The sequence below is a fragment of the Streptomyces sp. NPDC014801 genome, from assembly GCF_043082085.1.
Taxonomy (GTDB): Bacteria; Actinomycetota; Actinomycetes; order Streptomycetales; family Streptomycetaceae; genus Streptomyces.
Window position 1 is genome coordinate 449,698 of sequence record NZ_JBIBXG010000001.1, and the last position, 13,886, is coordinate 463,583.

The window sequence follows — 13,886 nt, forward strand, 5'->3', positions numbered from 1 at the left end:
CCCCGCGAAGCCGTGCGGCCTGCTGGACTTTGGGTGAGGCACCCATCCTTGTCTCAGGGACACATCCGCACGAGCACTGGGCGAAGGAGGCCGTCGTGGCCGTCGTGAGACGAGTGCGACCCGGGGCGGCGGCATCCCGCGGCGGCGCGGGCGGCGGCGCGGCGGGCGGCGGCCGCGCACCCCGGGCGGCCGGTGAGGAGCGCGCCCTGTCGTCCGTCACGGCCGGCGAGCGGCAGGAGACGCCGCCCGAGGACCTGCCCCGGCTGTGGCACGTCACCCTCAGTGTCTCCGGCGAGCCCGCCCCGCTGCCCGAGCTGCGCCGCGCCCTCGAACAGCTCGCGCACGACCACCCCTTCCTGCTGACCAGCAGATACGCCGCGGACCACGCCGAGATCCGGTACTGGGAGGAGGCCCGCGACCTGCACGACGCGGCCGCCGTCGCCCTCAGGCTGTGGGGCGAGCACCGCCGCACCGCCGGGCTGCCGGCCTGGGAGATCGTCGGCCTGGAGGTCATCGACCGCGAGACCTACCACCAGCGCGTCGCCGAGGGGTACGGACCGCCACCCGCCTCCCGTGTCGGGGTCCAGCCGTTTTGAGATGCTCCGGGACGGTTGATCCCGTCTCGGGGTGTGAAACGCGCGGTGAGCGGCCCGGCCGGCCGCACTACGCTTCCCTCATGACCACGCTCTCGCCGTACGACTCGATGTCCCCGGTCAGCCAGGCCGCCTACCGTGCCAAGGCGGCCGCCGCCACGCTCGCGCCGCTGCCGCGGGCCGAGAAGGACGACGCGCTGCTCGCCGTCGCGGACGCGCTGGAGGTCCGTACGAGCGAGATCGTCGAGGCGAACGCCCTCGACGTGGCCAAGGCCCGCGAGAACGGCATGAGCGAGGGCATGGTCGACCGGCTCACCCTCACCCCGGAGCGGGTCCGCGCCATCGCCTCCGACGTACGCGACGTGGCCGCGCTGCCCGACCCGGTCGGCGAGGTGGTGCGCGGCTCGACCCTGCCCAACGGCATCGACCTGCGCCAGGTCCGGGTGCCCCTCGGCGTCGTCGGGATCATCTACGAGGGCCGCCCCAACGTCACCGTCGACGCCGCCGCCCTGTGCCTGAAGTCCGGCAACGCCGTGCTGCTGCGCGGCTCCTCCTCGGCGTACCAGTCGAACACCGCCCTGGTGCGGGTGCTGCGCGACGCCGTCGGCGGTGCCGGGCTGCCCGCCGACGCGATCCAGCTGGTGCCCGGCGAGAGCCGGGAGAGCGTGCGCGAGCTGATGCGCGCCCGCGGCCTGGTCGACGTGCTCATCCCGCGCGGCGGCGCCTCGCTGATCAACACCGTGGTGCAGGAGTCCGTCGTCCCGGTGATCGAGACCGGCACCGGCAACTGCCACGTCTACGTCGACGCCCAGGCCGACCTCGACATGGCCGTGGACATCCTGATCAACTCCAAGGCGCAGCGGGTCGGCGTGTGCAACGCCGCCGAGACCCTGCTGGTCCACCAGGACATCGCCGCGGAGTTCCTGCCGCGCGCCCTGGACGCCCTCGCCGACGCCGGGGTGACCGTGCACGCCGACGAGCGGGTGCAGGCGTACGCCAAGGAGTCCCGCGCCACCGTGGTGCCGGCCACCGCGGAGGACTGGGAGACCGAGTACCTGTCGTACGACATCGCCGCGGCCGTGGTGGACTCCCTGGACAAGGCCGTCGAGCACATCCGGCTGTGGACGTCCGGTCACACCGAGGCCATCGTGACCACCTCGCAGCAGGCGGCCCGCCGATTCACCCAGTTGGTGGACTCCACCACGGTCGCCGTGAACGCCTCCACCCGGTTCACCGACGGCGGCCAGTTCGGCTTCGGTGCCGAGATCGGCATCTCCACGCAGAAGCTTCACGCGCGCGGCCCGATGGGCCTGCCGGAACTCACCAGCACCAAGTACATCGTCACGGGCGACGGGCACATCCGGCGCTGAGCCACGGCGGTCGTACGCGGCCCGCGGGGCCGTACCGGACGAGGGGCATATGCGGACGGCATGTGCCCCTCGGTCTTTCCGTGCGTGGCCTGAACGGCACCCCGCCCGCCGGACGAATTTCCATACCGTCTGCCCAAATTGACCCCCCAGGTCTACTCTGGATCCGTGCCGGAGGACGTGGGGGGTACGCCGTTCCCTGACGGCTGGGAGCCCGACGACGACCACGACCGCGGGGTGTCGGACGAAGAGTTCGCCTCCGTGGTGTTCGACGAGGCCTTCGTCCGGGCGGCCACCGTCCACGAACCGACGGCCGTCGAACGCCTCCTCGCCGCCGCCCAGGCCCGCGCCGAGGCCTCCGAGGCCGAGGCCCGCCGCGCCCACCACCGGGGCGAGGGCTACGACGACCACGGCCCGGGCGGGCGCGGCGCTTTCGGCCATGATCCCGACGTCGACGACCTGGACGACCCCACCTTCTTCGACGACCGCCACCGCCTCTTCGGGCCGTACGCCAAACAGGTGCGCTGGCACCGGCCCGTCGCCTGGATGCTCGCCCTCGTGATGGGCATCGGCATGGTCGCGCTGGCCTTCGCCGCGGTCTACCGGGGCGGTTCCGCCGGTGACCGGGACCAGGCTCCGCCGCCCGCGTCCACCGGCCTGGAACAGAGCCCTCCGGCGGTTCCCTCGGCCTCCGCGGACTACTCCCACCCGGCGGTGCCCGCCGATCCGCGCACGCCCTGACCGACCGGCCGAACGCCCCCGGCGGCCGGTGAGAGGCTGTCAGAAGTTGACGTGTACCAGGGCGTTTACCGCGCGTGCCGGAGACCTACTCTGAATATATGGGCGGGCCTGGAGAGCCACCCGAGGGGACACCCGAGGGCGCCCCCGGTGGTGGAGAGGACGAGTACCGATCCGTCGTGTTCGACGAGTCGTTCGTTCGTGCTGCCCGCCTCCAGGAGTACTCCGCCGAGGAGCGCATGGCCGAGCACACTCCCGCCGTGCGCCGCCGCCCGCCCCTGCACCGCGGGCTGTCCCGGCAGGCCCTGCTGCTGGTCCTGCTCGTCGCGGTCGCCTTCGGCACCGCGGTCTACATGGGCGTACGGCACCCCTACGGCTCGGCCGCGATCCGCCGGCCCCCCGACCCGCTGCGCATGACCGTCATCCCGCTCGCCCCGCAGGGCAAGGTCCCCGGCACGGCCGACACCGACCAGCTGTACGCGCACAGCCCCGCCGCGCAGTTCCGGATCGGCGCCGAGGGCATCCCGCTGCCGGCCTCGCAGAGCACCGCGCACTTCTCCGACAGCCAGGTCGTGGCCGCCCTCACCACCGCCAAGGACTACCTCGTCCGCTCCTCGCTCTACCCCGAGGTGCTCACCGGGCAGCAGGTCCGCCCCGTGCGCGTCCTGCTCGACACCGACCAGCTCGACCAGTTCGACCAGAGCTTCCGCCGGCCGGCCGCCGACGGACGGCACGCGCCCACCGGCTGGATGGTCCGCCTCGACCCCTCCCAGGCCGAACTCGCCGACTCCAAGATCCGCGTCCAGGGCACCCTGACGGCCGCCGAGACCGACGCCGCGACCCTGGAGGTCACGGCCGACCACACCTTCGTCTACGCCCTGCGGCCCACCGGCTCCGGCGGCCACGCGCAGGCGTCCCTGTTCACCGTGCGCCGTCAGCTGCAGTTCCGCTTCGACCGGGACGACCTGCGGCTGCACCAGGCCCAGCTGGTCGCCTCGTATCTGCAGGCGGGCCCGCTGTCCTGCGCCGAGGACGCCACCGACCGCCTGCACCCGCTGCTGGCCGGGCAGACCGCGAAGTCCGGCGGCCCGGCCGGCACCGACCCGTACGCGACCGGCAGCGCCACCGCCCTGTGCGGCACCCTCGCCACCAGCGCCCAGCCCCGGGTGTGACCCGGGCGGCGCGATAGCTGGGTGTGACCCGGGCGGCGCGACACCTGGGTGTGACCCCGGCGGCGCGACACCGCCACGGTCCGCCCGGTCAGTCCTCCTCGCCGGGCGGGGTGTCCTTCGGCGGCGCGTCCTTCGGCGGTGCGTCCTTCGACGCGCGGTCGCCGGGCGGCGGCGGGCTGGTGAAGCCGCTGAAGCCGCGCCGCACCCGGCCGCCCAGGTCGCCCGCACCGCCCGCGAGGTCGCTGACCAGCTTCATCAGCGGATCCTTCGACGTCTTGACGTGGTTGGCATAGTGCGCCGCGGACTCCCGGAAGGAGTCCGACACCGAGGTGTCCTTGTCCTCGGTGCGCCGCGCGTAGTGACCGTCCATGATCCGCTGGAAGTCCCGGGACTGCGCCCACTTCTTCAGCTCGGCCGCCCGCACGGTGGTGAACGGGTGCGAGCGCGGCAGCACGTTCAGGATCTTCAGCACCGAGTCGCGCAGATCGCCCGCCGACTCGTACTCCTCGGCCTGCTGCAGGAACGCGTCCACGTTCATCTCGTGCAGGTGGTTGCCGCCGGCGATCTTCATCAGGCCGCGCATCGAGGCCTGCACGTCCTGCCCGACCAGCAGGCCCGCCCGGTCGGCGGACAGCTCCGACTTGCGGAACCACTCCCGCAGCCCCGTCACGATCGCCATGATCGCGAGGTTGCCCAGCGGGATCCAGGCCACCCGGACCGCCAGGCTCGTCAGGAACAGCAGGATCGTGCGGTACACGGAGTGGCCGGACAGCGCGTGCCCCACCTCGTGCCCGACGACCGCCCGCATCTCCTCCTCGTCCAGCAGCTCCACCAGACCGGTGGTGACCACGATGATCGGCTCGTCCAGGCCGATGCACATCGCGTTGGGCTGCGGGTCCTGGGCGACGTACATCGGCGGGACCTTCTCCAGGTCCAGGATGTAACAGGCGTCCCGCAGCATGTCGTTGAGGTGCGCGAACTGCTGGTCCGAGACCCGCACGGAGTCGGACAGGAACAGCAGCCGCAGGCTCCGCTCCGGCAGCAGCCCGCTCAGCGCCTTGAACACCGTGTCGAAGCCGCTCAGCTTGCGCAGCGCGACCAGGGCGGACCGGTCGGCCGGATGCTCGTAGGCGCGCGAGGAGATCCCCGGGAACCGCCTGCGCCGCCTGCTCGGCACGCTTCCGCGCCCGGTGTCTTCGTGGCCGTCGTCGGACATGTGATCCCCCATGTGCGTCGGTGGGGCCGCGCCGCGGCCCGGTGCGCCCCCGAAGCAGAGCCCAGCCTAGGCGGAGTTACCGTGGACGGGCACTACAGCGAAGGAGTTCCACGCCATGGAGCACACCCCCCGGGCCGACTGGCTCACCGAGGCCGCGAGCGCCGTCCAGCACCAAGGGGGCGGCAATCTGCTCCGGGTCGTCCTGATCGTGATGATCCTGGGGTGCGCGCTGATGGGGTGGTTCCTGCTGCGGGGCTACAAGCGCAAGGACGACTGAGGACCTGCGAAGGTTCCCCAACGGTGGAGTCGGGGTGATCGCCGGCGACCGCCCCGCATACGATGAGCCGACGTCCTTATCCCGCCCACACGCGTTAGGTCCTGCCGAAGATGAGCATCCACAGCGCCGCTGCACAGTTCGTCACCCTCGCCGCCGAGGGCGGGGAGCACGGTGGAAACCACAACAGTCTCGACCCCGCGGTCACCGGTGGCTCCGCCCTCGCCATCCTGCTGCTCCTTCTGTGGATCACCACCCGCTTCAACCGCGACCGCTGATCCGGGCCCCGCGCCCGGCCGCCCCGGCCCGTCCCGGCGACGGCCGCCGCGGCCCCTTCGGGGAACGGGCGGCCGGAGCCCTCAGGCCGGGCCGGTAGGGTCTGCACGCATGGGAGAGCAGGACATGCCTACCGGTCCGGCGCACGAGACGGCCGGCGGCCCGCACCGCGGCCGGACGCCGCTCGCGCACCTGAGCGCCCCGGGCCACGGCCCGGTCAACCCGGGCAAGCGCCGCCTCGGCGTCATGGGCGGCACCTTCGACCCGATCCACCACGGCCACCTGGTGGCCGCCAGCGAGGTCGCCGCGCAGTTCCACCTCGACGAGGTCGTCTTCGTGCCGACCGGCGAGCCGTGGCAGAAGAGCCACCGCACGGTCTCCCCGGCGGAGGACCGCTACCTGATGACGGTCATCGCGACCGCCGAGAACCCGCAGTTCTCCGTCAGCCGTATCGACATCGACCGCGGCGGCCCCACCTACACCGTGGACACCCTGCGCGACCTGCGGGCCCTCAACCCCGACACGGACCTGTTCTTCATCACCGGCGCCGACGCCCTCTCCGCGATCCTGACCTGGCGCGACACCGAGGAGCTGTTCTCCCTCGCGCACTTCGTCGGCGTCACCCGGCCCGGCCACCACCTCGACGACCCCGGACTGCCGGAGGGCGGCGTCTCGCTCGTCGAGGTGCCCGCGCTCGCCATCTCCTCCACCGACTGCCGGGCGAGGGTCGCCAAGGGCGAACCCATCTGGTATCTGGTGCCGGACGGAGTCGTGCGCTACATCGACAAGCGCGAGCTGTACCGCGGCGAGTGAGCCGAGAGGGGCACCGGTGAACGACCGATACGACGCGGGACACGGCGGCCACGGCGGCGACCAGCACGACCAGCACCCCCAGTACGACCAGCAGGACCAGTACGGCCGGCAGAACCAGTACGACCCGTACGGCCAGTACGAACTCGTCGGCTACGACGCCTACGGACAGCCGGTCTACCGGCAGGTCCCCGCCCCGCCCCAGCCCCCGCAGACGCCCTACGACCCCTACGCGGCGCAAGGGTACGGCTACGACCCGTACGCCACCGGCACCCAGCCCCAGGCGTACGACCCCTACGCGGGCCACGGCACCGGCGCCGCGCCCACGACGCCGTACGACCCCTACGGCCAGAGCGCGGCCACCGGGCAGCAGCCCCGGGTCGCCGGGCAGCAGGCCCGCGTCGCCGAGCAGACCGCGCACATCCCGCAGCAGGCGGGCCCGGCCGACGGGGCCGACGCCTGGCAGCCCGAGCCCGAGGAGCGGCCGGCGGGGGAGTACGACACCGGGCAGTTCGCCTTCGTCGAGGAGCCGGACGACGACTCCGAGGACGTCATCGACTGGCTGAAGTTCACCGAGAACCGCACCGAGCGGCGCGAGGAGGCCCGGCGCCGCGCCCGCAGCCGCCTGACCGCCCTCGCCGTCGTCCTCGCCCTGGTCGCCGTCGGCGGCGTCGGCTGGCTCTGGTACGCCGGGAAGCTGCCCGGCCTGTCCTCCTCGGACACCAAGTCCGCCGGCGGCCGCACCGCCGCGGCCGCGCAGAAACGCGACGTCGTCGTCGTCCACCTGCACGACACCAAGAAGGGCGGCACCGCCACGGCGCTGCTCGTCGACAACACCACCACCCGGCAGGGCACCACCGTCCTGCTGCCCAACAACCTCGCCCTGACCGACGACGACGGCTCCACCACCACCCTCGCCAAGTCCGTCGACGCCGACGGCTCCTCCGGCACCCGCGACGCCCTCGACACCGTCCTCGGCACCGACATCGAGGGCACCTGGCGGCTGGACACCCCCTACCTGCAGAACCTCGTCGACGTCGTCGGCAACATCGAGGTCGACACCGACGCCGACGTCCCCGACCCGGACGCCAAGAAGAAGGGCGGCCCGCCGCTCGTCCACAAGGGCTCCGGGCAGACCCTCAGCGGAAAGATGGCCGTCGCCTACGCCACCTACCGGGCCGCCGGCGAGGCGCAGAACGCGCAGCTGCAGCGGTTCGGGCAGGTCATGCAGGGCGTGCTGCGCAAGATGTCGTCCGACCCGCAGGCCGCCACGGTCACCGTGCAGACGCTCCAGCAGATCCTGGACCCGTCCCTGACCGACAAGGACCTCGGCACCTTCCTCGCCAAGCTCGCCGACCTCGCCAAGGGCGGCGACTACAAGACGGCGTTGCTGCCGGTGCAGGGCGACGGCACCCTCAGCGCCCAGGCGGCGGACAGCGTCGTCAAGGACGTCCTCGGCGGCACCGCCAAGAGCCCCGACCAGGGCTCCGCCGTCCGCGTCTCGGTGCAGAACGCCGGCGGCGACAAGGGCGACACCGACAAGGCCAGGGTCGCGCTGCTCAACGGCGGCTTCACCTTCGTCGGCGGCGGCACCGCCCCGTCCCGGGCGACCACGCAGGTCCTGTACGCCGACGCCGCCCACAAGGACGACGCCACGGAGGTCGCCAAGACCCTGGGCCTGCCCGCCGGCGCGGTGACCCGGGGCACGGTGACGGGCAACGCGGACGTCACCGTCGTCCTCGGCCGCGACTACCCGCCCTCGGGGTGATCCTTTAATCACCCGGGGCGCCGTCGGCGGTCATGAGACCCTTGAAGGCAAACGACCGCCGACGGAAAGCCCTGTAGTGACCGCAACCGACCGCTCTGTCCAGCTGATCAACACCGCCGCCCAGGCGGCCGCGGACAAGCTCGCCCACGACGTCATCGCCTACGACGTGAGCGACGTCCTGTCCATCACGGACGCCTTCCTGCTGGCCTCCGCACCCAACGACCGCCAGGTCAAGGCGATCGTCGACGAGATCGAGGAGCGCCTGCAGAAGGAACTCGGCGCCAAGCCCGTGCGCCGCGAGGGCGACCGCGAGGCCCGCTGGGTCCTGCTCGACTACGTCGACATCGTCGTCCACGTGCAGCACAGCGAGGAGCGTGTCTTCTACGCGCTGGAGCGTCTGTGGAAGGACTGCCCCGAGCTCGACCTGCCCGAGGACGCCCGCGCCACCCGCGGCAAGGCCGAGGAGCACGCCAAGCAGCAGGCCGCCGAGGAGGCCGCCGAGCCCGACGGGGAGTGGCGATGACCGCACCCGCCGCCGGGACCGGCTCCCGGGGCGGCCGCGAGCCGGGCCGCGGCCGCCGCGTCATCCTGTGGCGGCACGGCCAGACCTCCTGGAACGTGGAGCGCCGCTTCCAGGGCTCGACGGACGTCCCGCTCACCGACACCGGCGTCGCCCAGGCCCGCCGCGCCGCGCGCCTGCTGGCCTCGCTGGGCCCCGACGCGATCATCTCCTCCGACCTGCAGCGGGCCGCCCGCACGGCCGCCGAGCTGGCCGCGCTCACCGGCCTGGAGATCACCCACGACGAGGGCCTGCGCGAGACCTACGCCGGGGTCTGGCAGGGCCTGACGCACGAGGAGATCGTCGCGCGCCACGGCGAGGAGTACGCCGCGTGGAAGCGCGGCGAGCCCGTCCGCCGCGGCGGCGGCGAACTGGAGACCGAGGTCGCCGACCGCGCCGCCCCGGTCGTGCTGCGGCACGCCGAGAAGCTGCCCGAGGACGGCACGCTCGTCGTCGTCAGTCACGGCGGCACCATCCGCACGACCATCGGCCGGCTGCTCGGCCTGGAGGCCCGCCACTGGGAGAGCCTGGGCGGGCTGTCCAACTGCTGCTGGTCCGTGCTCGGCGAGGGCGCCCGCGGCTGGCGGCTGCTGGAGCACAACGCCGGCACCCTGCCGGAACCGGTCCTCGGCGACGACGACTGACCGCCGGATCGGGCGCCGCCCGCGGCGCCCGGGACCCGGATTTCACTTTCCGGCAGGTCGCAGGCTAAAGTTCTTCTTGTTCGCCCCGCCGAGCGGGAAGAACAAGGCCAGGGGCTATAGCTCAGTTGGTAGAGCGCCTGCATGGCATGCAGGAGGTCAGGAGTTCAATTCTCCTTAGCTCCACTGATCGACATCCGGCCGGATGTCAGTGATCGGTTGATGAAGATCCCGTCCCCTTGGGGGCGGGATTTTTCATGTTCCGGGTATCGGGACGTCACGACGTGCACGCTTGTGGCCCCGCGGCTTGAGTCGGTCGGCGCCGCGAGGCGTATAGCTCTGGTGAAGCGCTTCTCACACACACGCGCGCGTTCGCCCCGCCGGCCGGGGTGGGTGCCGTGTCCGGACCGGTACGACGGCGTCGCTGACCGTATTGGTCCGGCCGTGGCAGAATCAAACGGCCGGAAGGGGGCGCGGCCCGACGGGAGGGAGTGGTGATGCCTGCGAGCATCCGCGAAGAGGTCGGTGACCTCTTCGACGCCGGCTGGACACGGGGTACGGCGACCCGGCTCAGCTGCCCTTCCTGCGGTTCCGCGCACGTGGCCCAAGTCCTCGGCGACAACGGCGGGATCAGGTACGTGTGCACGGCCTGCGGCCACAGCTGGAGCTGACCGATGGGTGCCCACAGGCGGAAGTGCGACTGGTGCGGCAGCGGTACGCCGATCGTCCGCGACATGGAACCGGTGAACCCGGACTACCAGTACTGGTGCGAGGAATGTGCGCGGGCGCTGATCATAAAAGGCGACCCGATCGAGACGTACCGCGAGCTGGAGGGCGAGCCGATCTACGGCCGGCTGCTCGAGGAACACTGCACGCTCAAACGGTTCTACTCCTTCGTCACGGCCTGACAAATCGGGCGTACGCCCCCGAGCGGGGCGCGCGGGAAACGGATTTGGCGCTGCACCCCCCGGACCTGTAATGTTTACGTCGTCGCCGGGGGAACCGAGAGGGAAACCGGGCGGCAACCAAGCAAGGGGCTATAGCTCAGTTGGTAGAGCGCCTGCATGGCATGCAGGAGGTCAGGAGTTCAATTCTCCTTAGCTCCACAGCAGTCGAGGGCGGGTCATCCGAGAGGATGGCCCGCCCTCGTCGTGTTGCCTACGTCACGCCGGTGGGCGGGGGAGGCGGCCGCCGCGGACCGCCTCCCCCCCCCGGGCCTCAGCGGCCGAGCGCTCGCCGGCCCCGCCCCTGCGACAGCACCGGCAGGTTGACGCGGGAGGAGGACTCCGCGCGCGTGTCCTCCTCGATGCGCAGCGCCAGCGCCGGGCAACGGCGCACCGCCCGCAGGGCCTTCGCCTCGGCGTACCGCGGCACCGACGCCTGCGCCACCGTCGGGAAGCCGTCGGCGCCCAGCTGGAACACCTCCGGCAGGATGTCCGCGCACAGGCCGTGCCCTCGGCACAGCGTCCAGTCCACGTAGATCTTCTGCCGGCTCGGACCGGTCTCCTCGGCCGCTCCGCCGCCCGGGATGCCCGTCGGGGCCCTGCCCCCCTCGAACAGCGGCAGCACGCCCTGCACGGGCCGTCCGCAGCCGTTGCCGAGGACGTGCGCGGCGAGGTCGTCGGTGAACGCCTTGATCGTCGACTCCAGGAACATCGCGGAGCCGTCGGGGTGCGAACACGCCCCGCGCCGCTTGACGTTCTTCGCGACCTGCTTCAGCGCCTCCAGGGCGGCCGGGCCGCCGCCGTTCAGGATGTCCTCCATGCCGCGCGCCGCGGCCGGCAGACCCAGGTAGCAGGGGCCGCACTGGCCGGCGCTCTCCTCGGCCAGCCACTGCGCCACCCGCAGCGACTCGCCCAGCGGGCAGGTCTCCTGACTGATCGGCAGGATCGCCCCGGCGCCCAATGAACCGCCCACCGCGTCCAGGGAGTTGCGTGAGACGATCGCCTCGTTCACGGTCGCCGCGTCGATCCACTTGCCGTGGTAGCCGCCGGTCAGCACACCCTGCGGCACCGGCGGCGCGCCCGCCAGCTGCAGCACGTAGCGCAGCGGGACGCCCGTGGGGACCTCGATCACCATGGGGCGCGCCACCGCGCCGGACACGGTCAGCATGACGGTGCCCGGCTCGTCGTACAGGCCGGTGTTGCCGTAGCGCTCCGGGCCGATGCGGGCGGCGATCGCGAGCTGGGCGAACGTCTCGGCGTTGGACAGCAGGGTCGGGGCGCCGCCCACGCCGCTGACCGAGGCGCTGATCTTGCGGCCGGGCGGGATCGCCGGGCCGCCGTCGATCGAGCGGATCAGGGAGGCGGCCGCGCCGGTGACCATGCGCACCGGGTTGCGCTGCACACGGGCGCGCAGCGCCGAGCGGCGGCCGTTGCTCAGGCCGCGTTCGGCGAGCGCGGCCTCCATGGAGCGCTGCGTGGACTCCCGGGTGACCCCCACCACGAGCGTGCGGGCCCCGAGGGCCTCCGCGCACAGCAGCGCACCGTCCAGGATCAGGTGCGGGGCGCGGTTGATGAGCACCGTGTCCTTGCGGCAGGCGGGTTCGTCCTCGCTGCCGTTGACGACGACGACCGGCCGCACCCCGCGGCGGATCGCCGACTCGGCGACCGAGCGCAGCTTCTTGTGGAAGGGGAAGCCCGCGCCGCCGCGGCCCCTGAGGTTGATGCGCTCGGCGAGCTGGGCGAGCTGCTCGCCGCCCAGCGGTTCGAGCGGCCCGTGCACCTTCAGGTGCATCGGGAGATCGAGTCGCTCGACAAGGTCGAAACCCGACGTGAGTTGCGGAAGCCCGACCACGCGGACCTCGGGGACGTCGGGCAGGGCCTCGTTCACCTGTAGCCTCCGGAAGGCGTGTTCCAGGGCTCGCCGGAACCCGGCGCCTCATAGGCGGCACCGGGGAGGGTTTCCGTGGCGGGACCACTGGTGTACGTGTCGTTCTGGTTGTACGCGCCGGGGCCGGGATATGTCTCACCGGTGTCGTACAGGTCACGTCCGGCGTAACCCGCGCCGCTGCCGCCGCCGTAGGCCGGGACGGTGTAGCCGGTGTCCGTGAGCGGGTCGTACGCCGACGGGGGCGCCTCGCCGACCGGCGGCGGGGACGGGATCGGCCAGCTGCCGGTGGCGCCCGCGCCGCCGTCCACCCGCGGCATCGCCTGGGTGGGCTGCGCCTCGAACGGGCCCCCGGGCGCGCCGCCGCCCTGCGCGTACTCCCCGGCGTACGACGGCCCGGCGGCGAAGGCCTGGTCCGCGGCGAAGGTCTGGCCGGTGGCGAAGGTCTGGCCGGTGGCGAAGGTCTGGCCGGTGGCGAAGGGCTGGCCGACTGTGGGCGACTGGGCCGTGACGTAGTCCTGGTCGCCGGTGGGCTGCTGCGACGCACGCGCGCGTGCGGAGACGGCACGGTAGGCCGCGGCGAAACCGCCGGCCGGCTCGGGCCGGGCGGGCTCGGGTGCCGGGGCGGCCGCTTCGGCCGTGCGCTGCCGGGGGATGTCGTAGCCGGGCAGCGCTGAGGCGCCCGCCGCCGCGGGGACCCGGCCCGCCGCCTCCGTCACCCGGGCTCGGCTCGCCTCCAGCTCCTCGCGGGCGGCGCGCTCGTCCGTGCCCAGAAAGCCGGCGAGGGTGTCGGCGACCCGGCGCTTGACCGGGCGCGGGGCCGCGCGCAGCGCCAGGGCGGCGATGACGCCGAGCAGGGCCGTGCCGTAGAGGATCACGAACAGCGGCTTGGCGGATCGACCCGCGTAGAGGCCGTGGACCAGGGCGGCGCACCAGGCCGGGTAGGCCAACATGTGCATGGCGCGCCAGCGGGCGGCGACCGGGGCGGGGGAGGCGAAGGTGGAGCGCAGCGCCCCGGTGATGCCCACGAAGATCATCAGCAGTCCGGCGGCGGAGCCGAGCCCGATCAGGCCGGCGCTGCCGGTGACGCCCAGCGAGAAGGGGATCACCGCGGCGATCAGCACGGTGTGGTCGAGGGCGAGCTTGGTGGTGATGTGGAGCAGCAGGAACGCGATCGAGGCGACCGCGGTCGTCCGGTGCACCGCCTGCCCGACGATCCGCTGGCGGGTGCCCAGCAGGATGCGGTCCTGGGCGACCAGGCCCCAGATCACCGAGCAGCTGAGCGAGACGAGCGAGAGGACGCCCGCGCCGAAGTTGAGGAAGTCGCGGACCCGGTCACCTCCCACCAGCACGATCACGGGGATGAGGAGCAGGACGACGGCCGACGCCACCCCGTAGGCCGAGCGGCCGGGCCGGGGGAGCGAGGGGGTACTACGACGACGGTTCATGGGGGCAACTCCGAGCAGTTCGGGAAAGCGGTCCCGTTGCCGCACTCTAGGTGGCGTCATACCGACGGGTACGAGGTTTCGGTTATTGCGCTGTTATCAAAGGACAATGGGCTTGTTGTGATGTCCCTTAGCGGCTGTTACGCCGGGTAATCCAGGGCCTTCGGTCGGTGTGTACGGTGGTCCGCCCACTCGTAC

The 13,886-nt window shown here is 72.6% G+C and carries 15 protein-coding genes and 2 tRNA genes; 14 read left to right on the plus strand and 3 right to left on the minus strand.

Features of this window, described 5'->3' with window-relative positions:
• Positions 1 to 104: 104 nt before the first annotated feature.
• The 4 genes from ACF1AL_RS01940 to ACF1AL_RS01955 all read left to right on the plus strand — a co-directional run bounded on the left by ACF1AL_RS01940 (position 105) and on the right by ACF1AL_RS01955 (position 3,870).
• Complete coding sequence (locus ACF1AL_RS01940) at positions 105 to 596, plus strand: hypothetical protein (RefSeq protein ID WP_366834707.1); 492 nt, start codon at positions 105 to 107, stop codon at positions 594 to 596.
• Between the two features lie 80 nt (positions 597 to 676).
• Complete coding sequence (locus ACF1AL_RS01945) at positions 677 to 1,963, plus strand: glutamate-5-semialdehyde dehydrogenase (protein WP_366834550.1); 1,287 nt, start codon at positions 677 to 679, stop codon at positions 1,961 to 1,963.
• 138 nt (positions 1,964 to 2,101) lie between these two features.
• Complete coding sequence (locus ACF1AL_RS01950) at positions 2,102 to 2,701, plus strand: hypothetical protein (RefSeq protein WP_391825329.1); 600 nt, start codon at positions 2,102 to 2,104, stop codon at positions 2,699 to 2,701.
• Positions 2,702 to 2,799: 98 nt separating this feature from the next.
• Positions 2,800 to 3,870 carry a hypothetical protein gene (locus ACF1AL_RS01955; RefSeq protein WP_391825330.1) on the plus strand — a complete coding sequence of 357 codons (1,071 nt, stop codon included), beginning with the start codon at positions 2,800 to 2,802 and terminating at the stop codon, positions 3,868 to 3,870.
• Between the two features lie 88 nt (positions 3,871 to 3,958).
• Here the strand turns inward: ACF1AL_RS01955 and ACF1AL_RS01960 are convergent, their stop codons facing one another.
• Positions 3,959 to 5,086: a M48 family metallopeptidase gene (locus ACF1AL_RS01960; protein ID WP_391825331.1), complete on the minus strand. Its 1,128-nt coding sequence runs from the start codon at positions 5,084 to 5,086 to the stop codon at positions 3,959 to 3,961.
• A 115-nt stretch (positions 5,087 to 5,201) separates the two neighbouring features.
• Between ACF1AL_RS01960 and ACF1AL_RS01965 the strand changes: the two genes are divergently transcribed.
• The 10 genes from ACF1AL_RS01965 (at position 5,202) to ACF1AL_RS02010 (ending at position 10,520) form a co-directional block, all read left to right on the plus strand.
• Entirely contained in the window at positions 5,202 to 5,363 is a 162-nt protein-coding gene (locus ACF1AL_RS01965; protein ID WP_366834554.1) for a hypothetical protein, read from the plus strand.
• A gap of 110 nt (positions 5,364 to 5,473) precedes the next feature.
• Entirely contained in the window at positions 5,474 to 5,638 is a 165-nt protein-coding gene (locus tag ACF1AL_RS01970) for a hypothetical protein (protein ID WP_366834555.1), read from the plus strand.
• Between the two features lie 109 nt (positions 5,639 to 5,747).
• Entirely contained in the window at positions 5,748 to 6,449 is a 702-nt protein-coding gene (nadD, locus tag ACF1AL_RS01975; RefSeq protein WP_366834556.1) for a nicotinate-nucleotide adenylyltransferase, read from the plus strand.
• A 16-nt stretch (positions 6,450 to 6,465) separates the two neighbouring features.
• On the plus strand, positions 6,466 to 8,214 hold the full coding sequence (locus tag ACF1AL_RS01980) for an LCP family protein (RefSeq protein WP_391825332.1): 1,749 nt from the start codon (positions 6,466 to 6,468) through the stop codon (positions 8,212 to 8,214).
• A gap of 76 nt (positions 8,215 to 8,290) precedes the next feature.
• Positions 8,291 to 8,737: a ribosome silencing factor gene (gene rsfS, locus ACF1AL_RS01985; RefSeq protein WP_366834558.1), complete on the plus strand. Its 447-nt coding sequence runs from the start codon at positions 8,291 to 8,293 to the stop codon at positions 8,735 to 8,737.
• Positions 8,734 to 9,417: a histidine phosphatase family protein gene (locus ACF1AL_RS01990; protein WP_366834559.1), complete on the plus strand. Its 684-nt coding sequence runs from the start codon at positions 8,734 to 8,736 to the stop codon at positions 9,415 to 9,417. Before rsfS ends, ACF1AL_RS01990 begins: the two co-directional genes overlap by 4 nt.
• 110 nt (positions 9,418 to 9,527) lie before the next feature.
• Positions 9,528 to 9,600 (plus strand) — tRNA-Ala (locus ACF1AL_RS01995).
• Positions 9,601 to 9,911: 311 nt separating this feature from the next.
• Positions 9,912 to 10,085 (plus strand): zinc ribbon domain-containing protein, encoded by a 174-nt coding sequence (locus ACF1AL_RS02000; RefSeq protein WP_366834560.1) that lies wholly within the window; start codon positions 9,912 to 9,914, stop codon positions 10,083 to 10,085.
• Between the two features lie 3 nt (positions 10,086 to 10,088).
• Positions 10,089 to 10,322 (plus strand): hypothetical protein, encoded by a 234-nt coding sequence (locus tag ACF1AL_RS02005; RefSeq protein WP_003976229.1) that lies wholly within the window; start codon positions 10,089 to 10,091, stop codon positions 10,320 to 10,322.
• A 125-nt stretch (positions 10,323 to 10,447) separates the two neighbouring features.
• Positions 10,448 to 10,520: transfer RNA gene (locus ACF1AL_RS02010), tRNA-Ala, on the plus strand.
• 112 nt (positions 10,521 to 10,632) lie between these two features.
• Here the strand turns inward: ACF1AL_RS02010 and ACF1AL_RS02015 are convergent.
• The gene (locus ACF1AL_RS02015) at positions 10,633 to 12,246 is read right to left on the minus strand and encodes an NADH-ubiquinone oxidoreductase-F iron-sulfur binding region domain-containing protein (RefSeq protein ID WP_391819091.1); all 1,614 of its coding nucleotides are present in this window, start codon (positions 12,244 to 12,246) and stop codon (positions 10,633 to 10,635) included.
• Complete coding sequence (locus ACF1AL_RS02020; RefSeq protein ID WP_391825333.1) at positions 12,243 to 13,691, minus strand: cytochrome b/b6 domain-containing protein; 1,449 nt, start codon at positions 13,689 to 13,691, stop codon at positions 12,243 to 12,245. Before ACF1AL_RS02020 ends, ACF1AL_RS02015 begins: the two co-directional genes overlap by 4 nt.
• Positions 13,692 to 13,886: the final 195 nt, after the last annotated feature.